This window comes from uncultured Microscilla sp. (assembly GCF_947493425.1).
GTDB lineage: Bacteria > Bacteroidota > Bacteroidia > Cytophagales > Microscillaceae > Microscilla.
In genome coordinates, this window is the sequence record NZ_CANLRP010000003.1 from 112799 (window position 1) to 137628 (window position 24830).

The window sequence follows — 24830 nt, forward strand, 5'->3', positions numbered from 1 at the left end:
TTTGGGTTAGAATCTGCGTCGTCGGTCACGGTCGAAACGTGGGCGACGGAAAAAATTACCCAGAATATAGTATATATGAAATCCTGTGACAAGGTAAGTATCTTTTTCTTGAGGGTTGCCTCTTATTTCACGGTCTGAAGCAGCCAGAATAAATGCCCGTTCTTTGCCCGTAACGGCCGATCTGGTTTCTAAGGTACGGTTGGACATGGCTCTGGCCAGGTCGCTTTGAAGCTCGGCTGCTACTGGATATTTTCCGCTTACATCGTCCAGGTAGTCAGTCATTGTAATACGTAAGCCTATTTCGGCAGCTATATCAATGCGTTGGTTGATTTTCCATCTAAAGCCAATGCCTACTGGAAACACTGGTTGGATCAGCTTGTAAGGTGATTCGTAACCAGGCTGCCCCGATTGCTGCCCCTCTGTACCCAGCGGTTGCAAAGCTACCCATTCGTTGCCAAAGTTCAAAGTGTCAGGTGTTTTGCCTTTAGGGTTGTGTCTGATCAGACCTATGCCCGCAAAAATATAGGGAGTCCAGCGTCTACGTTCGCGGATCATGCGACCGCGTGCCCTTGGCGACTTGGAACGTATGACAGTGCGGCGTGAACTAGGGAAAATATCAAACATCCCTATTACAGAGAATTCGGTAATGTCATTGCGAAAGTGTAAGTTTCTGGCGTAACGTGGTCGGTGCTCTGGTTTAAAAACTGCAGCTGAGATAAAGTCGTCGCCTCGTAAGCGTGCCCATCCTAAATTTGCCCTGACATGGATGCGACGTCCAAATTTTCGAGAAACATGGATCATAAAACTAGGGCGGGTAAACTTAGGGTCTGCGCCAGCGTATTGAGTCCAGGGGTTGAGGTCTCCAAAATAATTCACTGCATTTACCTGTCCTCCTATAGCCCAATAGTTTTGTGATTGAACATCAACAGATAAAATGCCTATAAAGAATAAGGCAAATAAAAATGCTTTGTAAAATAAATTCATGACATTTTTGTATTAAGGTAACGCTTTAACTTAGGTATGTAAGAAATTGAAGGTTATGAGGAACTAAAAGTAACAATAAAAATGAATAATTACAATACTGTATTTATTCTTTGCACTTCTTTTGTGTTAAAGCAAAAATTGTTTAATTTACTTATTTTATTCATTACTATGTATTTAAGACATACATAATAAAAAAATATTTTGCTTACTTTGCAAATGATGAAGCATATTTTTACAAATCGTGTGTGTGTATGATTACTACATAAATTACATCAATATTCGTATGTTATTGTGCAAAGATGAGCATTTATAACGTTATTTGAAACATTCAATATGTTAAAATATTTGGTTGCCAGATAAAAACAGAGAGTTAGATTTTTTTTAGTATCTCTTTACAATGCAAACGCCTGCAAAGGCCAACAACAACATTTAGTATTTTATAAATTAAACAACTATTACTGCGTGAAAGGACCTTATTCAACTACCAAATCACAAGAAACTGCCGTATTAGTGGCAGTCATCAGAACCAATCAAACCGAAGAAGCCACTCAAGCCTATCTGGATGAATTAGAGTTTTTGGCAAAAACCCTGGGTGTTAAAACCCTTGCCAATTTTACCCAGCGTTTAGAGACCCCCGACAAAAAAACCTTTGTAAGAAAAGGAAAACTTGAAGAGATCCATGCCGTAGTTGAAGCCGAAAAAGCCGATATGGTTATTTTTGACGATGATTTGAATCCTTCACAAGTACGTAACCTTGAGCGCGACCTGGAGTGTAAAATATTGGACAGAAGTTTACTTATTTTAGATATTTTTGCGCTGAGAGCCAAAACTGCCCAGGCAAAAACTCAGGTAGAACTAGCTCAGTATCAATATGTACTGCCACGGTTAACCAATATGTGGACTCACTTGTCGAAACAAAAAGGAGGGATTGGAATGAGGGGACCTGGTGAAACAGAACTCGAAACCGACCGGAGGATTATTAAAGACAAGATTACCTTGTTGAGAAAGAAGCTTGATAAGATTGATTTGCAGAATGCTACCCGGCGCAAAACCCGTGGACAACAGGTAAGGGTGGCATTGGTAGGGTATACCAACGTAGGCAAGTCTACCATTATGCAACTGTTCTCTAAGGCCGATATTTATGCTAAAAACGAATTGTTTGCCACAGTAGACTCTACCGTGCGCAAGGTTGTTTTTAACAATATTCCTTTTTTGCTGACCGATACCGTAGGTTTTATCAGAAAATTGCCCACTACCCTTATCGAGAGTTTTAAATCTACCCTTGACGAGGTGCGCGAGGCAGATATATTGATTCATGTGGCTGATGTGTCTACTTCGTTTTGTGAAGAACAAATAGAAACAGTAAACAAAACTTTGTTAGAAATTGATGCTATAGATAAGCCCACTATTTTGGTGCTCAATAAGATAGACCTGGTGGATGAAATGCCTGCTTGGGCGGCTAGTATTGAACTAGACAATACCGAAGTAGTGGTGGTGTCGGCACAAGAAAAACAAGGAATAGATGAACTCAAAACAAAAGTTTTGGCTTTGGTAGAAGAGAAATTTTATAAGATATTTCCAAACTATACAAAAGATTCGCAATTTTGAGTAATTAATTGACCAGCCCACCCGCAAAGGTGGGTTTCAATGGCCCCGTAGTTCAATGGATAGAATAGAAGTTTCCTAAACTTTAGATACAGGTTCGATTCCTGTCGGGGCTATTTTTTATTTTACCTACCCTTCTTTTATTTTTACTAAGTTTATTACCCAAAAGCCACCCTAAAGAACTCTGTCAAATTTATAAAATTGATTGTCCATAGTGAATGGTTTTGCTGAATGTTGGCAAAAGCTGCGTCTTTGTATTGATTGGCTTCTTTTTGTTGTTCAGCATTAAACAGGTGTTCTCCGTTTTGCTGAAGGTGGGCGAAATGTGAAGCTTCTTTGCTAATGGGTTTTTGCCAAGTGGCAAGGGTAAACACCTCGTTGCCTACTTCACAATAACACCTTACAAATACTTGATGGTCTTTTTGCTTAGGGTTAAGTACCTCACCTATGGCATACTTTACTACTGGCTTTTGTAGTAAGTTATCGATATTGAGAATAAATTTTAGGACATTGTCAAGCAAATAAGCCTTTTGTAAAGTAGTTTGATTAATTGTTTTTTGTTCAATATCGAGTTGAGCTCTGAGCTCTTCCAACTCTGAATTATTAGGTTCATTGAACATTAATTCTTTTAGTTCCATTCCCATTGCTGAAGCAATTTCTTTTAGTTCCTTAACTGTCAGCTTATCTCCTTTTCTCTCAATTCGTGAATAGTTAGCTTGTTCAAGCCCTAGTTTATCAGCTATATCTGATTGCTTGAGCCGTTTACTCTCTCTTAGCTCTTTTATTCTTTGTGACATATCCATAGTAACAAAACTACAAATTTGTAGTATGCTAGACACTTTGTTAATTGATATTATATGCAATTATTTGAAATATGTTTTATTATATAATATATTTGTTCTTTTAAGTAATAAATATGTTGTGTGATAATTCAAAAAAGCATTTCTAAATTCATAACTGTAAAGTATTATCAATGAATAATCAATTACAAAAAACCTATTTAGGCAAAGAGTTAGTTTTTAACTCTGATGGTTGGATAAATGCCACCCAAACCGCCAAAGCCTTTGAAAAAGACATAAGGCTGTATACTCGTTCCAAACGATTTACTGAATATTTAGCTGCTACATGTGAATACTACGGCAAAAATGAAGGTGATTTTATAAAAACCGTGAAAGGAGGTGATACAAGCGATGTGCAAAATTTACACATCGCTCAAGGTACTTACTTACATCCTTTTTTGGCGGTATCGTTTGCTCGATGGATAAACCCACGTTTTGCCGTTTGGTGTGATGACGTAATGAGGCAAATACTCACAGGTGAACTTGAGGTAAAGTACAAAGACCTTCAGCAAGATTTTGACAAGCTAGAAGAAAAAAACGAAAAGCTTTTTGAAGAGTTGAGACTTTACCAACGCCCTGAAGAAAATAACGACACTCCCGAACTTTAAACCCCCTTAGAACTTATGACAACGACAAAGAACAACTCAAGCGCTATACAACAGCTTGCCGAAACCTTTGGCAGTATGGACGAACTACTGGAGCTATTTGATAACATCTTGGCTCGTATTACTTCAGCTTATGTGGGTAGTGCCCAAGAAAATTATAACTTGGTGGGTGACTATGATTTTATCAACCAGTTAAAGCAAGCCCTCAAAACTGATTTAAAAAACGCGGGTTTGCCTTATGCTCAAGTGCCTTATTACGGCAATGTGCCCCCAATTGCCACCCCGCCTAAAATACACAGCATAACCCAAGCCATACAAATAGCTGAAGCCAAAGGCATACAAGACTTTAGGGCAGTAAAACTCAAAGATGAATACGCTTTGCTTACCAATTGGACACAAAGCGAGGTAACCGCTTATCAAGCTTCTATGGGCAAGCTTTGGGGTAGTTTTTCGGATGAAGGGGTTTTTATGATTCGCTTTTTAAACTTGATGCAAAATGACACTACCCAATAAAACCGCTATACAACAGCTTGCCGCTCATCATTTTACCAGTCTTGGGGCTTTTATCAATTACTTAGACGAACTACTGGAGCGGCTTGCTTGGGCTTATACGGGCGTGTATCAGCGTGAAATACATCAAGTACAAGACTATGACCTTATCAAAAAGCTGAAGCAAGCCATTGCCCAAGATTTGCAAGGGGTAGGGTTACAATTTTGCCCCCCTCCGTTTTTACCTCCTTATGATCATCATTTGGCAATACGCCCTTGTTTGCAACGCCCTGCCATTGATAGTGTGGCAAAGGCTACTCGTTTGGCAAAAGCTAGAGGGTTGCGCAACTTTGAGGTAAAAAAGGGAGACAACGACGAACTTTATTTAGTCATTTATATGAGCCTAAAAGAACTAGACGAATGCCTGATGCCGCTTTGGGGGCTATACAATGAAGAAAGACAAATTTTGAGTGCTTACCATTTACACTTGATGTAAAACCCCTTGTGTTTTGAACTGCCTACAAACTATGATAGGCAGTTTTTTTATTTTCTGGGCTGAACATGAATGCACGGCAAGAACAGCAAAAGTTAGTAGATTAAAAGCGGCAAATTGTGGGGGTAGTTTGCTGGTTTTGAGGTAGAGAGTAATAACACAAAGAAAAAAGCGATGGATTATAAAAAGATAGTATTATTGTGCAATAGTTAATTGGCATCGTATCTTTGGTTGAAACTCTAACACCGAGAGACGAAAAAAGATAAAAATTTAAATTAAATGATTAAGAAGAAAAACATTTTGATGTTGAATAACATGCCACATCAGGCTTGCCAACAAGAGTAAATGAATCAGTTTATCTTTGTTCCAGCCTTCAATTGAACAATCTAAGCCAATAGGAGAGAGGGACAACTTACAGCTCATTATGTGTAGCACACAACCGAATATTTTAATTAAAAGCAGGGATAGAATAGCTTCTTAAAAAAAAACTTGTATTTTTGCCGCCCTAAAAATAAGTTTAAACTATGCTTTAAACTATATCCAAATACCAACTACCATATCAAATACTAAATAAATATAAGTAAAGAGTATTTTAACAGCCTTTTGCTATTGATACTTTATTTTGTTAAATTTAGAGAGTATTGTTATGGCAGTTTGTCAACCAAATAGCCTTATCAACAATTCAATCATAATTCATTCCTTCAATTACTCTTTGCTAATAATAATTCCACATAAAAAACGTATCAACAACAAGAGCTAAAGTTTGACTAAAGCATATTTTAGTTTGTTAAACATATTTACAAATACAAACTTTTGGTTTAATCCTAAATTGAAATTTGTTAGAGTAAGCTATGAGACGTACTAGACAAAGAAAACCCCGCACAGTTACTGTTCTGCAAAAGCTTTATGAAAGTGGCTTAGACTTTACAATGACTGACTTAAAACATTTGAATGGAAGTTTGTACTACCTTGATTGGACTAATAACTATCCTAATACAGAGTTGCCGGAAAAGGAGGCTGTGTTTCAGGAAAAAACAATTAAGTTATTTGAGTTTCCCCCTATGTTTGAGAAAAAGATAGAATCGAAAATCTTTTTCCATTTTAAGCGTAAATCAGAAAATCTGCGCAAGCATGGATTATTTGCCGATGAGGTAGACCCTAACCTTGCCCAGTTAGAAAGACTTGAGCATTTGGAGAATCAGCAAAACCAACGCTCCCAAAGAAACCCAAGAAATTCTTACCGAGATTAATATTCGCTGTTGAGTTTGACTGGTTACCTTTTATTTTTTTATTAGGTGCCAGCAGGCCTTTCAAAATTTTTATTAACGTGGAGGCAAAGAGTTTTTAATCTGCGCCAAACTTTTGCGGTTGCCAACAGTTTGACAATTAATTTTCTGAGCCTTCTTATTTATATTCACTACCCTGTCTTCCGATGCTGGGTGGGTGCTCAACCAAGCCGCTTTTTTATTGCCTCCTTCTTTTGCCATTCTGTCAAAAAACTCAGACAAAGCATTGCATTGATAATGAGTATCTGCCAGGTACATCACTGAATAGTTGTCGGCTTCGCGTTCTGCCGAACGGCTAAACGTAAGCCCCAATAGTGTGTTGGCAAGGTTGGCTGTACTGCCATTGCCCAACAAAATAGTAAGTGCTATAGTAGTACCTATGCGTTTGTTTAGGTTTTTTATCGAATGACGTCGCTCGGCATGGGCTATTTCGTGCCCTAACACCCCTGCCAACTGGTCTTCGGTTTCAAGATAACGGATTAACCCTGTATACACAAAAATATACCCTCCTGGTGTAACAAAGGCATTGATGGTATTGTCGTCGTGCACAATGTACAATTTCCACTCAAACTCGCTGCGAAACCTGATTTCTTTAGACTGTAAAATAGTATTGGCCATTTTGTCCAGGTGTTGGTAAGCCTGGGCGTATTGGGTGCGGTCAAGAATCCGCATTTTAGCCACTACCTCGTTTCGCACTTGTTTGCCTATGCGTACATCACGGGTAACATTGGGCTTGTATGCCTGCCCTTTCATGGTGCAGTCAGACAAGCCTAAAATTAAAAGAAAAGCAACCAAATAAGTCGCAAGTTTACTGTTCATAATGTGGTGTAATTTTGTGAATAAAATCTATAACGACAAGGCGTATTTTTTGAATTTAAAAATAGTTAAAATAACTTAATGGTCTACCAATATACAGCAGTTATAAATAGGACCTTTTGGATGTGAATAATAACGAAAATAGCTATCCTCCTATAGTAGACATCGATTCAGAAACAGGCAATTGATTTTTACGTTGTTGCTCTGCCTCGTACCCATCTTTGGCACGTTGGTTAAAAGCCCCCAGCAACGCCACAGCAAGTGCCTGGTCGGTAGCTCCTGCCCGCATCAATTGTTTTATATCAAGCACGCCCTGGTCATACAAACAAGTTTTGAGCGTACCTTGCGCCGTCATTCTTATGCGATTGCAACTACCACAGAAAGTACGCGAAAATGCGGCAATAATGCCCAGTGAGCCTTGGTGTCCAGGAATTTGGTAATTGACCGAAGTAGCATGAGGCGCTGTTTTTACCCTTTCGATGGTGGGGTAAGCCGCCTTTAGGGTAGCAAGAATTTGCTGGTGATTCCAGGCAAGTTGCTTGGTGCGTTGTCCCTCACCATTAAAAGGCATTTCTTCTATATACCTCACCCCTATGGCATGAGTACGGGCAAGCTCGGCAAGAGGTACAATGTCTTCGGTATTTTGTCCTGCCATGACCACCATATTTATCTTGGTTTTGATCCCGCTTTCAATCAGGGCATCGAGACAACGCATGACTTTGTCAAACTCGTTGCGGCGGGTGATTTTTAGAAATCGCTCTTTGTTGAGCGTATCCAAACTCAGGTTTACCGACGATATGCCCATTTTTACCATTGCCGGAATGTATTGTTCAGTCAGCACCCCATTGGTAGTAATATTGAGTTCATTGATACCTTCTATATTGCAAATGGTTTGCATAAAGTTGATCAGGTCTTTGCGTAAGAAGGGCTCCCCTCCGGTAAGTCGTATTTTGTTTATCCCCATACTTGCCAATAGTCTCACCAAACGCTCCATCTCTTCGTAAGAAAGCAAGTGTTTTTTGGGCAAATATTTGATGCCTTCTTCGGGCATACAATAAAAACAGCGTAGGTTGCATCGATCGGTGACCGCCAGACGCAGGTAGTTGATAGGGCGCCCATGATTATCTATAATTTGAGAAGGTAACTGCATTTTGAACTCAGTATTGGTGTTTATGGTTTATTTTCTAACTTTATTGTCTGTTTACCCAAACAAAGGTGCCCTTTTGAAAAGACCAATGGGGTAACCAGCAATTGGTTGTTGATAGCCCCCACAGCCTCAAGTCCTTAGATACCGAAGCATATCGGTGCTTCAAGTTTGAGGCTGCTCTACAAGCAGCTTGCCGATTTTATAATACATTGATTTTTAATGGTTTATAAAACCGGTAGATGGAAGTCCTATAGTGCATCAATGTTTGCTTTTAGGCAAATACTACCAACAGGTGTTTCTAACTAACAAATTTATAATATACTGAAAATGAATTTGTTATTGACCTATAGAATAGGGTGCAGCTAAGGGCTAAAAGCTGATAGCTAAGCCCTGTTGGTGTGGTGGACTATTGAACAAAGATAATACATACAAAAACTAATAATAAACTAAATAGTTCAATCACATACCTGGTATGAAGTTAAATATACTATTATTTGGCATAGCCCGCGACATTGTTGGAGGGGCATCGCTTGCGCTGGAAGTAGAAGAAAAAACCACTGTAGAGGCACTGATCGCACATTTGCATAAAGTGTACCCGGATTTTGACCGCCTGGCAAGCCTGATGATTGCGGTAAACTCTGATTATGCAAAAGGAGAAGTGGTATTGAAAGAAAACGACGAAATAGCCCTTATTCCCCCCGTAAGCGGAGGTTAACCCGGCATAAACCTTTGGCAGGTAATGCCTTGTTTTTTGTCGGGAGGCAAAGGTTTTTGAGCAAAAAAACGTTATTTTGAACAATCCCTAATAAAACTCTCTTTATGGAATTTAAAATCACCGACCAACCCATCAACGAGCAAGAAGTAATAGACCTTGTCCGTTCGCCTCATTGTGGAGGTTTGTCTGTGTTTGTGGGCACCGTACGCAACCAAACCAAAGGCAAAAAAGTAATTTCGCTAGAGTTTGAGGCTTACGAAGCAATGGCCATTAACAAGATGCGCGAAATAGCTGAGCAGGCACAACAGCGTTGGAAAACTGATAAAATAGCCATTTATCATCGGGTGGGTAAGTTAAGTGTAGAAGAGACTGCAGTAGTGATTGCGGTATCTACTCCCCATCGCAAAGAATCGTTTCAAGCGTGCGAATACCTTATAGACACCTTAAAGCAGGTGGTGCCTATTTGGAAAAAAGAAATTTACGAAGATGGCGAAATATGGGTGGCAGCCCACCCCTGAGCTATCAATTGTTTGTGTAGGGAGATACCCTACACAAACAATCCATTGACACAACATCCGCTTATGATTGCAGCAATTCCTGTAAAACCCGTTTAGTATCTGCCGGAAACCCACCCTTGAGCATCCATTCAGCATAGCCCCGATTATCACGTACCCGTTCTCCTTTGTGTTTGCCAAAAGCAAAAACTATTTCGCCCTCCTTATCACGAGCCAACCGACGCGAAAAGTCTACATGACGGCTGGAAAAACAAAGGTTATGAATTTCGTTGATGCTGGGCTCCTCGTCGAAGTGGGTAGTCAGTTGACTTTCAAAAATTTCAAGCGTTGCCTGAGTGTCCGCCATGGCATTGTGGGCATTCTCCAGTTCTTTTTGGCAATACAATTGATAAGCAGCTGACAAAGTACGTGGGTGAAAATGATAATAAATCTTCATTACATCTATATATTGCACGTCTGGTTCAGGAAAAACAACCCCAGCTCGGGCAAACTCCTCAATCAAGAGAGGCATGTCAAAGTTTAAATGATTATACCCTGCCAGGTCGCATCCCTTGATAAACTCAAACAAACTCTTGGCTACCTGATGAAAAGTAGGGGCATCTTTGACCATTTCATCACTTACCCCGTGTACCTTGGTTACTACTGGGGGAATAGGAATGGTAGGGTTAATCAAGCGTTCTTTTTCCTCCCTTGTGCCATCAGCGGCAAGCTTGATAATGGCAATTTGTACGATACGATCGTTCAAAGTATCGGTTCCGGTAGTTTCGAGATCAAAAAATACAATAGGCTTTTTGATTTGCATGTTTTAATGTTTGTTTAGAGTATGTTCAAATTTTGTCTTCGGAGTTAAAAATTACTTTTTTAGCCCAGATTATAACCGAGCGTAAGCGAGTTTCTAAATTCTCCGAATCAAGTTCGGAGCTCTGTTTCACCATTGACAATAAACAAGAAAACTAATTTTTAAACATACTCTTATTGAAAAGTATAAGATTGAGTAAAATAAAGGCAGTTGGTTTACCTGATTCTAAAACCCTCCAGATCGGCAATGCCTCCCGAAATAATAAAGTTCATCGCATCTAAGCCAGAAGTATCCAAAGGTTTGACATTTTCGGCGGGCGCAATTACCAGCGTGCCCGAAATACCATAAGAGCCCGGCAAGTATACCGCTACCTTGCCCGCCAGGTGTAGCCGCGACAAGTCGTCTTGCACTACAAAACCCACCCTTTCGAGGTTTGATGGGTTCATTTTTACCAATACCGGACGGTCAAATTTACGTTTGCTGCCCACAAAAGCAGAGGTAAAACCCTGGAGGGAGGAATAAATAATACGAATAATGGGGATTCTGAAAAGCAACTTGTTAAACCACTTAAACATGGTTTTGGTGATAAAACCCGAAGCCAGGTAGCCGATAATGACCAAGGCGACAAGGTCAATGGCTACATACACCAGAAAATGTACTTCTATTGGCAAATAGGTATATCTTTTGGTCAAGCGAATGACTGAAAGCGTATAGTTGATAGAAAATGTAAATACAAAATATACTGCATACGCGGTAAAAAAGATAGGAACCACAAAAAGCAAACCTTGTAAAAAATAGCGAATCAAACGTTTGAAGATGAACATAGTAATATTGAGTTTTTGAGTATTAGATAGTGGCACTGGTTGTATAACACTGGGCAAAGGCGCCAGGCAATTCTTGAAAAGGCTACGCTTACTTTAAGTATTATATTTGCAAATATAAGAAAAAATATTCTTGATTATGAAATGAATGGGCAAAGCTTTGGTAAAAAAATGAATATTTGATAACTTATGGCAGGCAGTAATAAGGAGTGCTTGAACGCCGGAAGCTGCCTGTTAGTCTTTGTCTTACAACCTCAGGTTACGCAGATTTACTTTGTCGTTTTAATTTCTATTGTGAGGGGGTTGTATTGCTACATTAGTGATGCAACGCATCGCGCAACCATCAAACGATATAAATAAGCAGGCTTGGAACTTACTGCGTAACATCAATTATAACTTGTTGGTGAAACAATAATGTACAAAGTGCTGGAGAATAGCACCAGTTTTTTTGGGGCGTTCCCAAGTGCCCATGTGTGCGGTACGGTCTAACAAATGAATGTGGGCGTCTTGTGGCAACATTATTTGAGCTCGGTATTGGCTCATAGGAATGGCAGGGTCTTGCTTGCCAATGAGAAACAAGACCGGGCAAGCAAGTTGCTGTAACAACTCACTGCGATTGGGGCGTTCACGCATGGCAAGTGTGACCTCTATCAGCGATTTTTGGGGAGTGTGTAGTGCCATTGTTTTAGCTTCTTTGATTGCTTCAGCGAGTTCGGGTAGCCTTTCGGGTAAAAACAAGGCTTGCACAAAGTGGTGGGCAAAGGGAGCCACCCCACGTTGGCGCACAATAGATACAATGCGGTTGCGCATTGCCTGGCGGGGTGCCGAATCGGGCAATGCACTGGAGTGAACCAACCCTATGCCCTCCAGCAAAGTAGGGTCTTGTTCCGCCATTGCCAACGCCACATAGCCCCCCAACGAATGCCCTAATACAGTACAGGTGTGAATATTTAAACTTTGGAGCAATGCCAGTACCTGAGCCGCCAAGGTGTCCATCGTTACCACCGAAGGTAGCAGGTGTGCACTTTGACCAAAACCACCCAAGTCTACATTTACTACCCGATACTGCGCCGCCAACACAGGTACAAGGTGCCGCCACATCGTACGATTTTCGCAAAACCCATGCAGCAACACCACTGTTTTTTGCCCTTTGCCCTCGCTGTCATACGCCAGTAACCGATCCATTTAGTACCGTGTTCAAAATAAGTTTCTGTTTTTTAGGGCAAATACGCACGACTGACTGAGGCATTTTTTGCGCTCGTAGCAGCGCTACGGGCAATAAAAATAACGAAAGGCAGTAAAGCGGATTTATTCTAAATCGGACAGTTATTGTTGAGGGCTACGCCCGAAATCCCGTTTATGGGGCGAACACGTTACTTAGTCAATATAAGCAGTGGCCTCTATCTCTACCAATAAGTCAGGGTTGATCAGAGCGCTCACTTCTACCATAGAAGTAGCCGGATTAATAGCGCCAAAAAATTCATTGTGTGCTTTGCCTATAGCTTCCCATTGGCTAATGTCGGTAACATACATACGGGTGCGCACCACATCTTTGAGCGTGGCTCCCGCCTGATTGAGTGCAGCTTCTATTTTTTCAAGCACAAACCGGGTTTGCCGATAAGCATCGCCAATGCCTACAATACGGTTTTCGTCTTCTACTGCTGTAGTACCAGATACCTCTATCAGGTTGCCTATTTTTACAGCGCGCGAATACCCTACTTGCTTTTCCCACATAGTACCAGAAGTAACATTTACTCTTGTCATTGTATTTGAGGTTTTTGTTGAAAAAAATATGAACCCATCCTGTGGCACGCATCTGTAGCTTTACAACCCAGAAGAAAGCCCAGAACGAAATCTGTAGCTATAATTTTAAAACAGTGAGTTACTACTGTTACTTTGTTCTTCCAGTCGTTGAATTTCTTTTTTTAGCAAAGCATTTTCGCTTTTTTGGCTTAAAATGGTTTCTTCCTTGGCTTTGAGTATTTCTTCGTAAAGTACAATTTTTTCGTTTTTTGAATCCAGCTCCGATTTTGACAAAACCAATTTTTCCTTTTCGTTACTTTCTATCAACATCTCACCTTCGCCCATCAGTAGCCAGTAAGCATTTACATTTTTAAACGTAGTTATAATTTTGTGCAACACCTCAAAACTAGGCTTGCTACCCCTGCCATCAATAATATTATGGATAATGGTAGGGCTGACTTCCAGCTTTACACTGAAAGAATTTTTGTTTAGGTTGAGCCTCTCAATGAGGTTTTTCAGCCTTTCGGCAAATTCATTTTGATTAGCCATAACATCAGCATATTTTTTTGAAAAATTTCAAAAGAGTAAATAAGTCTTTACAAATCAGTATATATCTGTATCATTTATACAAAAATGTAAAAAAAAGCCATTTTTTGAAATAATTCTCTCAACTAATGTATATAAAACTATCTTAAGGCTACTTAGGAACGTGATCGCAATAACTGCCCGGTTTATAACATATCCTCTTTCCTGACTTTCGTTACTTTTATTGTCCATAGCGCTGCTACGCCCGCAAAAAGTGCCTCAATCAGCCTTGAGTTTATGCCCTCAATCTCGACACTTATTTTGAACATGTTCCTTAGTACAAGGGCAAAATGGCTGTCATTCGATAATATGGACGAGCGCATAGTGGGTAATTTGGTTAAAAGCCCCGACAGGGGCAAGTCCTTAGATGCCGATGCATATCGGTGCTTCAAGCGACAAGTCGCAAGTCCTTAGATACCGATGAATATCGGTGCTATACCCTGTTCCACAGGTATCTACACTTTTGTATCACGTTGATTTTCAGTTGTTTACAAAAGGCGTAATTAAAAGGCTGTTTTTTTAAACAAGTACTCCTATATATATTAACAATTGATAGTATGTGTGGGTTTGTTTAACGGTGGGAGCAGTGGCAACAAAAAACAAATACTAAAAATGCCCTTTACAAAAAAGCGCATAAAAAAAGACCCTCTTATCAAAGAGCGCCTTTTTTTCCATGGGTTTGTTCAATCAATACTGTCTGTTGATTGTTTTTCAGCTTATTTTTCGTCGTTCAATCGTTTTTCTATTTCCTTCATAAAGTTACGTCTTAAAGCAACTTTTCTTTCTATCGACGTGCTTAAGTTTTTTATTCGGGCAGAGTAAGTATCATCTTTTTCTTCAATCATTTTCATTAATATTCTCTGATGTTTTAAATAATAGCGTATTGCAAAATATTACAATATAATGAGGGCAAAGCTAGATTATTTTTTTGTTAAAATCAACGAGAAATGAAACCTAAAAATGATTACTTCGTAGAGGCTTTTTTCAATAAGTTTGATTGTTTTATCGATGAGGTTTGTTACAACAAAAAAGCCCTGAAAAACAGGGTTTTCAGGGCTTAATATTTGGTGATCTGTTATTTTATTAAAATCTTACTTAAAAACTACTTCTGCTATTTCACGGACAGATTGTGCGATGCCTTTAGCGTCAAAACCACATTCTGCCTGTAGTTCAAGTTGAGAGCCATGTTCTACAATACGATCAGGAATACCCAAGCGCTTTACTTTGGCAGTGTAGCCGTGCTCTACCATAAACTCTAGCACAGCCGAACCAAAGCCTCCTTGTAAGCAACCATCTTCTACGGTGACTACCTTATCAAATTTCTGGAAAACCTCGTGCAACATTGCCTCGTCCAGAGGTTTTACAAAACGCATGTCATAATGTCCCACATTGAGACCTTCTTCGGCAAGGGTTTCGCAAGCCTCAGTAGCATAGTTGCCTATATGCCCTATAGTCAATATGGCGGCGTCGCTGCCATCGCGCAGTTTGCGTCCTTGACCAATGGTTATTTTTTCTAGAGGGGTTCTCCATTCTGGCATAACTCCTTGACCACGAGGGTAACGAATGGTAAAAGCTTTGCCTTCTTCTTTAAACTCGTCAAGCGAAGCAGTATACATCAGGTTGCGTAACTCTTGTTCGTTCATAGGCGCCGATACAATCATATTGGGGATCAATCGCATATAAGCTATGTCATACGCCCCGTGGTGAGTAGGCCCATCGGCTCCGGCAAAACCAGCCCGATCTAAACAGAAAATTACGGGCAAGCCTTGAATACATACATCGTGAATGACTTGGTCAAAGGCACGCTGCATAAACGTAGAGTAAATATTGCAAAATACAGTAGACCCCTGGGTAGCCATACCTGCCGATACAGTAACGGCGTGTTGTTCGGCAATGCCCACATCAATGGCACGATCAGGCATGGCTTCCATCATAATGTTAAGCGACGAACCTGAAGGCATTGCAGGAGTAATGCCCATTATTTTAGGGTTTTCCTGGGCAAGCTCTAATATGGTGTGTCCAAATACTTGTTGGTATTTAGGAGGTTGTGGAGCGGTAGGTACCGATTTATGTATTTCTCCGGTTACCTTGTCGAACAAACCTGGCGCGTGCCACTTGGTTTGGTTTTTTTCGGCATGGGCAAACCCTTTTCCTTTTACTGTAACACAATGAAGAAGTTTAGGTCCTGGTATATTTTTTAGGTCATTGAGCACGTGGGTCAAGTGGTTGATGTCGTGCCCATCTACCGGGCCAAAGTAACGCAAGTTTAATGACTCAAATAAGTTGCTTTGTTTCAATACTGACCCTTTTACTGCTCCCTCTACCTTAGAAGCAAGCTCTTGAAAGCGGCCAAAACGATTGAATTTGCCCAACATCTTCCAAACCTCATCACGTAGTTTGTTGTAAGTTCTAGAGGTTGTAATATCGGTCAGGTAATCCTTGAGTGCTCCTACGTTTGGATCAATAGACATGCAGTTGTCGTTCAAAATAATCAACAAATTGCTGTCTGATACCCCCGCATGATTCATTCCTTCAAAAGCAAGTCCCCCAGTCATGGCACCATCTCCAATAATAGCGACGTGTTGACGGTGGTTTTCTCCTTTTTGCTTAGAAGCAAGCGCCATTCCTAAGGCTGCCGATATAGAAGTAGACGAATGGCCTACCCCAAAAGTATCGTATTTGCTCTCTTTACGCTTAGGAAAACCCGAAAGTCCTCCATACTTGCGGTTGGAGTGAAAGTTTTCGCGCCTTTCTGTCAAAATTTTGTGACCATAAGCCTGATGCCCTACATCCCACACCAACTGGTCGTCTGGCGTGTTAAATACATAATGTAGTGCCACTGTAAGCTCTACTACACCCAAACTTGCTCCAAAATGTCCTCCGTGAATCGAAACAGTATCGATAATAAATTGTCTCAACTCAGTGCATACATCAAATAACTGCTCTGGCGAAAGCTGACGTAAGTCTTCTGGGTTGTTGATCTGCTTTAGTAACTTACCCGGCTCTATTAACATAATAAAATTTTGATTTATGTCGGTTAAACAAAATATGATTAATAACAATCCATGACTATGCAATGTTTTGACACCGATTGTTTTTATTTTTTAGTCCACCATTTTCACCCAAGATCATAGTCTTGCTACAGGTACACAATCTTGGTTTAACTTACCTGTAGTTAATTTAGTTTTTGCAAAAATTATGAGTGAGTAAACAAATGATATTGTATATGGTGTTAATAATATCAAATATGGTTTTGCTACCATACTTACGTTTGAGTGTCAAACTTTGGATTTGCAATATATTTAAAATAAGCTATATTGATGCACAAATGTTTGTTTTATGGTTAATTTTAACCGTTTTTAACCAATATTAACTTTCTTTAAAGTGGGTTTTGAGATCAAGTTACCATTATTTGAAGGGCCGTTCGATTTGCTGCTTTTTTTTATAGAGCGACAGGAAATTGATATCTATGATATTCCTATTTCTACCATTACGAAGGATTTTCTGGACTATATGCACCAGATGGAGCAGATGAATATAGAACTTGCCAGTGAGTTTATAGTAGTAGCAGCCACGCTGATGCGCATCAAAGCCAAAATGCTGTTGCCACGCGACGAAGAAAATGGTGAGGATGACGACCCACGCCAAGAGCTGGTGGATTTTCTGCTAGAGTATAAAAAGTATAAGTCGGTGCTCAAAGAGTTTGAAGCCTTAGAAGACCGACAACTCATGCGCGAAAAACGGGGCAATGTGATAGTAGAGATAGAGAAAGTGGCGGGAACGTATGAGGTAGATATAGAAATGCATCGGCTCGACCTGTATAAATTACTACAGGTATACGAAAAAGCGATGGCACGCTATGAGAGCCGCATAGAGCACGTAGTACACAAGGTCGTGCCTTATCCTTATACTGTGGCACAGCAAAAAACGATGCTGATGAGTTTGCTTGAGCAAAAACCTAAACTGGAGTTTAACGAAATTGTACTTTCTTATAAAACCAAGATTGCAGTAATATTCAATTTTTTGGCTATACTCGAATTATTACAAAATGGTTTGGTATCTTTACACATCGAACCAGGTTACAATAATTTCTGGATTGAGAAAAAAGCCAGTGAACAACAAGTAACAGAGACGATTAGCTCATGAGTGAAATTAGCACAAAAGATAAAAGTAAGGTTCTGAAGAGTCTGAACCCATCTAAAATATTTATACCTATAGCCATTAGTCTTGTCATTACCGGATACCTTTTTTACAAAGATGCAGGGCAAATTCCTTGGGGTAAATTACAAGAAGCCAGTATCTTATGGATTATACTTGCTGTACTTACCCTTGTAGTACGCGATGCCTTGTATATTTATCGTATTCGTTATATTACCCACAAGAACCTCTCTTGGACAAGCAGCTTTTATTCTATCATGTTATGGGAGTTTTCGTCGGCAGTGAGCCCTTCGGCAGTAGGAGGCACCGCCCTGGCAACCATTGTGCTGATGAAAGAAGGCTTAAGCTTTGGTAAGTCTATGGCGTATGTAATGACTACAGCAATACTCGATAACATGTTTTTTTTGGTGGCAGGTGCCATAGTAATGCTTTTGTACTATTCGGGGATGTATGACCCAGCCAATTTGTTTGTAGCCATTAGTGGGGCTGGCATGACCATGGACTGGGAGTATGTACGCTATATGTTTTTTATCAGTTACGCGCTCATTGGTGGCTATACCCTGTTTATGACCTATGGTTTGTTTATCAACCCGCACATTGTCAAATGGGTATTTGTAAAAATAACAAGCATCAAGTGGTTGCGTCGTTTTCAGCCAATGGCCGAAAAGCAAGGCAACGAAATGGTAGTAGCCTCTAAAGCCATTCGAGGCACTAACTTTACCTACTGGGCAAGAGCTATAGGTACTACCTGCCTGATCTGGTCGGCACGCTACCTCATCGTTAACTGCCTCATTGCAGCATTTGTAGTACTTACTCCATCAATGCATGGCTTTATATTTTCACGACATGTAGTCTTGTGGGTAGTATTGCTGGTAGGCATCACCCCGGGAGCCGCTGGGTTTGCCGAGCTTGCCTTCAAGGCCTTTTTCCAGCAATTTGCAGGTGCTTTTGTGCTCATTGCGGCACTTATTTGGCGTATTGCTACTTTTTATCCTTATTTATTATTCGGAGCTATTTTCTTGCCTCGCTGGGTCAAAAGGGTGTTTTTTAAAGACAAAGAGCCAGAAAGCGACAAGACTACTGAGAAACCAATCAACAAGACTTCTTAGATCGCCATCAGATCGTTATAATTATGGCAAAAAACAAGAAAAAATTTTATGTTGTGTGGCAGGGGCGCACAGCTGGGGTATTTGACAACTGGAAAGATTGCGAAGCACAAGTCAAAGGTTTTGACGGCGCACGTTATAAATCCTTTTTGAGTAAAACCGAAGCCGAGACCGCCTTTAAGCAAAGCAGTGGGGCATTTGTAGGTAAAAAAAGTGCCGCTACCAAAACCTCCAAATCAGTCGTAGGCAAGCCCTTGCTTGAGAGTCTTTCGGTAGATGCTGCCTGCAGTGGCAATCCTGGCGAACTCGAATACCAAGGGGTACACACCCGCACTAAAGAGTTACTTTTTCACATGGGCCCCTTCCCGTTGGGTACGGTAAATATAGGCGAGTTTTTGGCCATTGTGCACGGCTTGGCTTTGCTCAAAAAACACAACAGTCCGGTGCCTATGTATACCGACTCGAAAACGGCCATGGCGTGGGTGCGCAATAAAAAAATAAAAACAACCCTTGAGCGTACCACCAAAACCGAAGAACTGTTTAAGTTGGTAGACCGTGCCCTGGTATGGTTAGAGAACAACACCTATACTACCAAAATTATTAAATGGGAAACCAAGGTTTGGGGCGAAATACCCGCCGATTTTGGGAGGAAGTAGTAGCTAAAGCTTCAGGGTGCAAGCAGCAAGCGATTAGTCTGGAGTTGGTAGCTCGCAGCATTAATCAGGATTTTAGGAACTAAATTCCAGGTGTTAGGTACACCACTTGCTGTGTCAAGTTTTCCCGCAGCAGGGTAACACTATTGATGAATAGAAGACTTCCAAGTCTCCTTCAGAAGGGTTTTAACTACGCTTTTTGTAAACAACTGAAAATCAACGTGATACAAAAGTGTAGATACCTGTGGAACAGGGGGTAGCACTGATATGCATCGGCATCTAAGGACTTGCCCCCTGTCGGAGCTTTTAACAACCGACCCCGATTCCAGCACCTCAGGGTACTTTTCAGTATTCCGAAAAAACGAGCGTAGAAGGTTGTTCTGCGATTATTAATGGCTCTTTTGGTTGCTTGTGAAGACACAAGCAACGGCGTAAGAGCAGCGTCAAAACCCATTCAAATGCCTTTTATAGGGGCAATCCTTTATGGTTGCCCTGGCGTAGTAAATTTCATTGCTTGGTGCCCCTTAGTATTTTGAGAGGTTTTGCTACTTAAGTAGATTTGGAGACTTCCTTGTATTCAGGCTTTCAAGTCTCCTTCGGAAGACTTAAAAGAGCGGGTTTTTGGGTTACTTCTTCTTCTCTAATTTCGCTACCTTCTCCAATAACACCCTGTTTTGTGCTTCACATTGTTTTTGCAGCATTTCAGCCGTTTTAGCAGCTAGTATTGCCTCCTGTCTTGCTCTTTCTGCTATTTGTAGTTGTTTCTGGGCCTTTTGCTCGGCAAGTTTAGCAAGCAGAGCCGACCTTTCTGCCTTCAGCGCTTGTTTCTCCGCCATTTCGCGGGCTTTGTTTGCTTCGGCTTTTTGTTGAGCCAATTGTTTTTGGTGGCAGCCGCCTAGCATTGCCAGCGCAAACATGCTCGATAAGATTAGTTTTTTCATTGGTAATAAATTAAGCCACTACCCTACAGTGTGGGTGTTTATCTTTGAATTTTTCTACTGCCTTGAATGGTATATTTTTGCAATAAGGCATGTTAATCATTTTGAGTTGTTGCAAGTTTGCCAGTGCCTCTAAGCTTGTAACAGGAGTACCCCAAAAAAATATTTTTTGCAAACCCTTCAGTTCCTGTAAAGGGCTCAAGTCAGAAGTAGGAGTTACCCCGCACTTAAGCACCTCTAGTTTTTGCAATTTTTTAAGTGGGGCCAACGAGTCTACATCGGTAAACGAAAAATTGATTTGCTTGAGCCTGGTCAGGTTTTTTATGGGTGACAAACTCTTAACCCGGGTATTTACCATCCACAAAAACTGAAGTTGGGTCAGGAACTGTAAAGGTTGCAAGTCTTTTATAAGGGTATCAGAGCAAAGCAACATTTGTAGTTCATGCAGGGTGCTTACTGGTGCCAGGTCTGACACAAGGGTACGCGAACAGTCGAGGCTACGTAGTTTGGGCAGGGTCATTAATGGCGATAGCGAGGTAATTTTGGTATTATGGCAAAGCAGCGTTTTGAGGTGAGGCAATGCCGTAAGCGGTGCCAATGAGGTAATCTTGCTGTTGTGGCAGATAATCTCTTCGAGCGATACTAATATACGGAAAAATTTACCGTTGATACGGACTTTGGCAGGGTCAAACTCTTCTTTGAAAAACACACGATAGATTTTTTCAGGAGCGTAATAATAGTTTTCACGCGAGGCGGCCAAACCTATAATTTTGCTCTCTGATAACCTTGTTTTAAATATGTAATTAATCAAAAAAACCTTTTGCCACTCCTGATCCAAATCATCCCACCATTGTTGTATTTTTTCAAAATCTAGTTCTTGGGTCGTCATTTTTGTTACTATACGGGGTGATTGCTTACTGCATAATGCCTGGAATGTATTGTTGAATATGTTTTGTGTAAATTACAAATGTAATAAAAATCCTTTGATACGATCTTTTTAAGTCTAACTATTATCTTTTAAAGAAGCAAGCAATGTTTGCCAGTTGCCTTGGTGGGTAGGGTTTTGCAAGTGCTGCTTAAGTTGCCCCATGTACTCATCGCGGGGTATTTCTTCGGCACCAAGACTCTCTAAATGCTGGGTATATACCTGGCAATCAATAAGTTTTATCCCTAATAGCTGAAGCTTTTGCACCATTGTAATAAAACCAGCTTTGGAGGCATTACTTACTGTACTAAACATAGATTCGCCAAAAAAACAATGCCCCAACGATACCCCATACAGTCCACCTACCAGTTGCCCTTGTTGCCATACCTCTACCGAGTGGGCAAACCCCTGGGCGTGCAATTGGCAATACCCCTCCAGCATATCTTCGGTGATCCAGGTGCCTTGTTGTCCTGTGCGTTTTATTTGTTGGCAGGCAATCATTACTTCTTTAAACCTTTGGTCATAAGTTACCTCAAATAACCCTTTTCTCAGTACTTGTCTCATACTTTTAGACACCCTGAGTTGGGTAGGGTATAACACAAAGCGGGGGTCAGGTGCCCACCACATAATAGTGGGGTCTTCTTCACTATACCAGGGAAAAATTCCTGACTGATAAGCCAGCAACAGCCTTTCTACCGACAAGTCTCCTCCAAACGCCAGTATGCCGTGTTCGTCGGCGTAGTGTACCGGAGGGAAATACAAAGACTCGTCTAACAAAGTGTAGCGCATAGGTTTGATATAAAAAAAATGAAAAATAGAGTTTTACAACCTTCAAAACAACAACTTCTAAAGTTAAAAAAGCTTTAGTTGGGATAAAAATTTTGCTAAAGCTAAAGCCAGTAATAGGGTAATTTTGTTACCCGAAGTTGGTAGACTCTAATTGACAGATGTGTATAAAAATGTGTAAATCGGACAGACCTCTCCACAATATTTTTTATACTTGCACTTCGTTACGGGACAATAGCTTAAAATATTGTTGTCTTACATCTGAATACTACTTCAACATTACTTTTAATGAAGAGCAATTAGTGTCCATGAAAAAGTTTGAAATTCTAAAGACTGCCGATACCCGTTCTGGTTTCGGAGATGGTTTGAGCGAGTTGGGTAAGAAAAACCCCAAGGTAGTGGCGTTGTGTGCCGACCTTACCGGATCGCTAAAAATGGGGCAATTTAAAAAAGATTTTCCTGAACGTTTCTTTCAGGTAGGCATCGCAGAAGCCAACATGATGGGGGTAGCTGCTGGATTGACCATTGGAGGGCAAATTCCTTATACGGGTACATTTGCTAATTTTTCTACCGGAAGAGTTTACGACCAAATACGCCAGTCGATTGCTTATTCGGAAAAGAATGTGAAAATATGTGCGTCACATGCGGGCATTACATTGGGCGAAGATGGAGCAACCCACCAAATATTAGAAGATATTGGGATGATGAAAATGTTGCCTCACATGACCGTGATCAACCCTTGTGACTATAACCAAACCAAGGCGGCTACTATTGCCATTGCCGATCATGAAGGCCCCGTATACCTGAGGTTTGGACGCCCCAAAGTACCTGCATTTATAGCTCCTGATGCTCCATTTGAGATAGGCAAAGCCTTGATGCTCAACGAAGGCAACGATGTATCTATTTTTGCCACTGGTCACTTGGTATGGAAGGCAATCCAGGCGGGCGAAATACTCGCCGAAAAAGGCATCAATGCTGAGATTATCAATATTCATACAATCAAGCCATTAGACATAGAAGCCATCATTGCTTCGGTAAAGAAAACCGGGGCAGCGGTAAGTGCTGAAGAGCACCAACTCAATGGAGGCTTGGGTGATAGCATTGCTCAAACATTGGCACGAAATTATCCTGCACCACTCGAAATGGTAGGGGTAAACGATCAGTTTGGCGAAAGCGGTAAACCTGAGGACTTAATGGAAAAGTATGGTTTGTCGGCGCAGCATATTGTAGATGCAGCCCTTAAGTCTATAGAGCGTAAGCAATAAAGAACAAATACCTCTCTATATTTAGCCTAAGATTGTGAGCGGGTATTTATGTTTTACACCTGCCAGGTGACAAAAACCTGGCAGGTGTAAATAAAAGTTATAGGATATTGAGGTTTTTGATAAAGTTGTTTTTGTAAGACCTGCCTATAGGGATAGATTTGCCCCCAATCTCTACATATAAATCTTGTATAGAGGCTATTTGTTGTTTGTTTACTATATATGAACGGTGCACCCTCAAAAAGTTTTTTGCCGGAGCCAGTTTCTTTTCAATACCTTTCATGGTAGAGTGTACCACGTATTTCTTGTCGCCACAGTAAATAATCACATAATCAGACAACGCCTCAATATAACTTACCTCTTCAAGTTCTATCTTCACTATTTTATAATCAGTTTTTACAAACAACGCTGATAGCTCTGTATCACTAACGTCTTGTGATTGACCCTGGAGCTGTTCTTCCACCCTCGCTACTGCTTTAAGAAAACGAGGGTAGTTGATTGGTTTGATGATATAGTCAGTCACATTGTATTCAAATGCTTCTACCGCATACTCCATCTTAGAGGTAATGAGTACAATGCATATAGAGGTAGACTTAAGGGCTGCCACTAGTTCAAGACCAGTCATTTCGGGCATTTCTACGTCCAAAAAGAGAACATCAACCGACTTGTCTTTCTTTAATATATTGATAGCATCAATCGCATTATCGCACAAATGTTTTAGGGTAAGCGAGTCTGTTTTTTCGACAAAATGCTCTACTACTTTACGCGAAATGTCTTCATCATCTACAATCATGCAATTCATAAGCAAGTAGGGGTTTTAATTAGGTAAATAGTAAATAAGGAGATTGATTAGTTGTCTAAACATACAAAAAAACCAGCAATTTATAACAGTGTTACTGGCTATATTGCGACACCAGTCGTTGTACATACTTTCCTATAATATCAAACTCAAGGTTTACCTGATGGTTTGGTTCCAGGGTTTTAAAGTTGGTATGTTCGTAGGTATAAGGAATAATAGCTACCGAAAACCCCGTATCTTTTGAATTAAATACGGTTAGGCTTACTCCATTGATACAAATAGAACCTTTCTCCACAGTTACCTGATAAGAAGCATCTGCGCTTTTGGGGTATTCAAAGGTAAACACCCAGCTGCCATCTTTCTCTTCTTTTTGCACGCAAGTACCCACTTTGTCTACGTGCCCTTGTACAATGTGCCCATCCAGGCGGGCGTTCATTAGCATACTGCGTTCCAGGTTTACCAAAGTGCCTACTTTCCATTGTCCCAGGTTGGTTTTTTGCAAAGTTTCGTCAATTGCCGTTACCTTATACAGGTCGCCATCTATGTCAGTTACCGTAAGGCAAACCCCGTTGTGGGCTACACTTTGATCTATTTTTAGCTCAGATGTAAAAGTACTGTGCAGGGTGAAAATGTAGTTAGAGCCTTCGTTTTCGATGGCTTTTACTTCCCCCAGTGTTTCTATGATTCCTGTAAACATAAAATTACATGTGGTTTAAATATAAAGTAGGAATGAATGCCGCAGGTACATTCATTCCTGACAT

Annotated in this window: 27 protein-coding genes and 1 tRNA gene; 12 read left to right on the forward strand and 16 right to left on the reverse strand. The window is 40.6% G+C overall.

The window, feature by feature from the left end; translation table 11 throughout:
- Window positions 1-6 precede the first annotated feature (6 nt).
- Window positions 7-984, reverse strand: a complete 978-nt coding sequence (locus Q0954_RS01965; RefSeq protein ID WP_299452944.1) for a hypothetical protein — start codon at window positions 982-984, stop codon at window positions 7-9.
- A gap of 462 nt (window positions 985-1446) precedes the next feature.
- Here Q0954_RS01965 and hflX point away from each other — a divergent pair, with 462 nt between their 5' ends.
- Together hflX and Q0954_RS01975 are read left to right on the forward strand one after the other, a co-directional pair.
- The gene (hflX, locus tag Q0954_RS01970; protein ID WP_299452946.1) at window positions 1447-2592 is read left to right on the forward strand and encodes a GTPase HflX; all 1146 of its coding nucleotides are present in this window, start codon (window positions 1447-1449) and stop codon (window positions 2590-2592) included.
- 41 nt (window positions 2593-2633) lie between these two features.
- A tRNA-Arg gene (locus tag Q0954_RS01975) sits at window positions 2634-2705 on the forward strand.
- Between the two features lie 42 nt (window positions 2706-2747).
- Here Q0954_RS01975 and Q0954_RS01980 read toward each other — a convergent pair.
- Window positions 2748-3386, reverse strand: a complete 639-nt coding sequence (locus Q0954_RS01980) for a helix-turn-helix transcriptional regulator (protein WP_299452949.1) — start codon at window positions 3384-3386, stop codon at window positions 2748-2750.
- Window positions 3387-3562: 176 nt separating this feature from the next.
- Between Q0954_RS01980 and Q0954_RS01985 the strand changes: the two genes are divergently transcribed.
- The 4 genes from Q0954_RS01985 (at window position 3563) to Q0954_RS02000 (ending at window position 6265) form a co-directional block, all read left to right on the forward strand.
- On the forward strand, window positions 3563-4036 hold the full coding sequence (locus Q0954_RS01985; RefSeq protein ID WP_299452951.1) for a KilA-N domain-containing protein: 474 nt from the start codon (window positions 3563-3565) through the stop codon (window positions 4034-4036).
- A gap of 15 nt (window positions 4037-4051) precedes the next feature.
- Complete coding sequence (locus tag Q0954_RS01990) at window positions 4052-4546, forward strand: hypothetical protein (protein ID WP_299452954.1); 495 nt, start codon at window positions 4052-4054, stop codon at window positions 4544-4546.
- Window positions 4530-5018 (forward strand): hypothetical protein, encoded by a 489-nt coding sequence (locus Q0954_RS01995; protein WP_299452957.1) that lies wholly within the window; start codon window positions 4530-4532, stop codon window positions 5016-5018. Before Q0954_RS01990 ends, Q0954_RS01995 begins: the two co-directional genes overlap by 17 nt.
- 848 nt (window positions 5019-5866) lie before the next feature.
- Window positions 5867-6265 carry a hypothetical protein gene (locus tag Q0954_RS02000; RefSeq protein WP_198145017.1) on the forward strand — a complete coding sequence of 133 codons (399 nt, stop codon included), beginning with the start codon at window positions 5867-5869 and terminating at the stop codon, window positions 6263-6265.
- A 72-nt stretch (window positions 6266-6337) separates the two neighbouring features.
- On the opposite strand, the gene Q0954_RS02005 is transcribed toward Q0954_RS02000, so the two are convergent.
- Together Q0954_RS02005 and moaA are read right to left on the reverse strand one after the other, a co-directional pair.
- Window positions 6338-7120 (reverse strand): M48 family metalloprotease, encoded by a 783-nt coding sequence (locus tag Q0954_RS02005; protein ID WP_299452959.1) that lies wholly within the window; start codon window positions 7118-7120, stop codon window positions 6338-6340.
- Window positions 7121-7262: 142 nt separating this feature from the next.
- The gene (gene moaA, locus Q0954_RS02010) at window positions 7263-8267 is read right to left on the reverse strand and encodes a GTP 3',8-cyclase MoaA (protein WP_299452960.1); all 1005 of its coding nucleotides are present in this window, start codon (window positions 8265-8267) and stop codon (window positions 7263-7265) included.
- A 469-nt stretch (window positions 8268-8736) separates the two neighbouring features.
- On the opposite strand from moaA, the gene moaD reads away from it, so the two are divergent.
- Both moaD and Q0954_RS02020 read left to right on the forward strand, forming a co-directional pair.
- Window positions 8737-8979: a molybdopterin converting factor subunit 1 gene (gene moaD / locus Q0954_RS02015; protein WP_299452961.1), complete on the forward strand. Its 243-nt coding sequence runs from the start codon at window positions 8737-8739 to the stop codon at window positions 8977-8979.
- A 104-nt stretch (window positions 8980-9083) separates the two neighbouring features.
- On the forward strand, window positions 9084-9497 hold the full coding sequence (locus Q0954_RS02020) for a molybdenum cofactor biosynthesis protein MoaE (protein ID WP_299452962.1): 414 nt from the start codon (window positions 9084-9086) through the stop codon (window positions 9495-9497).
- 61 nt (window positions 9498-9558) lie between these two features.
- Here the strand turns inward: Q0954_RS02020 and Q0954_RS02025 are convergent, their stop codons facing one another.
- From Q0954_RS02025 to dxs, 7 genes are all read right to left on the reverse strand, one after another.
- Window positions 9559-10296: a 3'-5' exonuclease gene (locus tag Q0954_RS02025; RefSeq protein WP_299452963.1), complete on the reverse strand. Its 738-nt coding sequence runs from the start codon at window positions 10294-10296 to the stop codon at window positions 9559-9561.
- Between the two features lie 212 nt (window positions 10297-10508).
- A complete protein-coding gene (locus Q0954_RS02030; protein WP_299452964.1) occupies window positions 10509-11117 on the reverse strand; it encodes a DUF502 domain-containing protein in 609 nt (202 codons plus the stop codon).
- Between the two features lie 387 nt (window positions 11118-11504).
- Entirely contained in the window at window positions 11505-12299 is a 795-nt protein-coding gene (locus tag Q0954_RS02035) for an alpha/beta fold hydrolase (RefSeq protein WP_299452966.1), read from the reverse strand.
- Between the two features lie 192 nt (window positions 12300-12491).
- Entirely contained in the window at window positions 12492-12878 is a 387-nt protein-coding gene (locus Q0954_RS02040; protein WP_299452967.1) for a RidA family protein, read from the reverse strand.
- A 105-nt stretch (window positions 12879-12983) separates the two neighbouring features.
- Window positions 12984-13406: a helix-turn-helix transcriptional regulator gene (locus tag Q0954_RS02045; RefSeq protein WP_299452969.1), complete on the reverse strand. Its 423-nt coding sequence runs from the start codon at window positions 13404-13406 to the stop codon at window positions 12984-12986.
- A 752-nt stretch (window positions 13407-14158) separates the two neighbouring features.
- Entirely contained in the window at window positions 14159-14293 is a 135-nt protein-coding gene (locus Q0954_RS02050; RefSeq protein WP_299452971.1) for a hypothetical protein, read from the reverse strand.
- Between the two features lie 240 nt (window positions 14294-14533).
- A complete protein-coding gene (gene dxs / locus Q0954_RS02055; RefSeq protein WP_299452973.1) occupies window positions 14534-16456 on the reverse strand; it encodes a 1-deoxy-D-xylulose-5-phosphate synthase in 1923 nt (640 codons plus the stop codon).
- 370 nt (window positions 16457-16826) lie between these two features.
- On the opposite strand from dxs, the gene Q0954_RS02060 reads away from it, so the two are divergent.
- The 3 genes from Q0954_RS02060 to Q0954_RS02070 are packed head-to-tail and all read left to right on the forward strand — an operon-like array spanning window position 16827 to window position 19362.
- Complete coding sequence (locus tag Q0954_RS02060; RefSeq protein WP_299452975.1) at window positions 16827-17588, forward strand: segregation/condensation protein A; 762 nt, start codon at window positions 16827-16829, stop codon at window positions 17586-17588.
- Window positions 17585-18709: a lysylphosphatidylglycerol synthase transmembrane domain-containing protein gene (locus Q0954_RS02065; RefSeq protein ID WP_299452977.1), complete on the forward strand. Its 1125-nt coding sequence runs from the start codon at window positions 17585-17587 to the stop codon at window positions 18707-18709. Before Q0954_RS02060 ends, Q0954_RS02065 begins: the two co-directional genes overlap by 4 nt.
- Before the next feature lie 23 nt (window positions 18710-18732).
- Window positions 18733-19362 carry a ribonuclease H family protein gene (locus Q0954_RS02070; RefSeq protein ID WP_299452979.1) on the forward strand — a complete coding sequence of 210 codons (630 nt, stop codon included), beginning with the start codon at window positions 18733-18735 and terminating at the stop codon, window positions 19360-19362.
- A gap of 623 nt (window positions 19363-19985) precedes the next feature.
- On the opposite strand, the gene Q0954_RS02075 is transcribed toward Q0954_RS02070, so the two are convergent.
- The 3 genes from Q0954_RS02075 to aat all read right to left on the reverse strand — a co-directional run bounded on the left by Q0954_RS02075 (window position 19986) and on the right by aat (window position 22011).
- Window positions 19986-20300 carry a hypothetical protein gene (locus tag Q0954_RS02075; RefSeq protein WP_299452980.1) on the reverse strand — a complete coding sequence of 105 codons (315 nt, stop codon included), beginning with the start codon at window positions 20298-20300 and terminating at the stop codon, window positions 19986-19988.
- 10 nt (window positions 20301-20310) lie between these two features.
- Window positions 20311-21186: a leucine-rich repeat domain-containing protein gene (locus Q0954_RS02080; protein ID WP_299452982.1), complete on the reverse strand. Its 876-nt coding sequence runs from the start codon at window positions 21184-21186 to the stop codon at window positions 20311-20313.
- A 114-nt stretch (window positions 21187-21300) separates the two neighbouring features.
- Entirely contained in the window at window positions 21301-22011 is a 711-nt protein-coding gene (aat, locus tag Q0954_RS02085; protein WP_299452984.1) for a leucyl/phenylalanyl-tRNA--protein transferase, read from the reverse strand.
- Between the two features lie 305 nt (window positions 22012-22316).
- Between aat and Q0954_RS02090 the strand changes: the two genes are divergently transcribed.
- On the forward strand, window positions 22317-23273 hold the full coding sequence (locus tag Q0954_RS02090; RefSeq protein WP_299452986.1) for a transketolase family protein: 957 nt from the start codon (window positions 22317-22319) through the stop codon (window positions 23271-23273).
- 97 nt (window positions 23274-23370) lie between these two features.
- Here the strand turns inward: Q0954_RS02090 and Q0954_RS02095 are convergent, their stop codons facing one another.
- Window positions 23371-24072: a LytTR family DNA-binding domain-containing protein gene (locus Q0954_RS02095; protein ID WP_299452989.1), complete on the reverse strand. Its 702-nt coding sequence runs from the start codon at window positions 24070-24072 to the stop codon at window positions 23371-23373.
- Between the two features lie 91 nt (window positions 24073-24163).
- Window positions 24164-24766, reverse strand: a complete 603-nt coding sequence (locus Q0954_RS02100; protein WP_299452990.1) for a riboflavin synthase — start codon at window positions 24764-24766, stop codon at window positions 24164-24166.
- Window positions 24767-24830 lie beyond the last annotated feature (64 nt).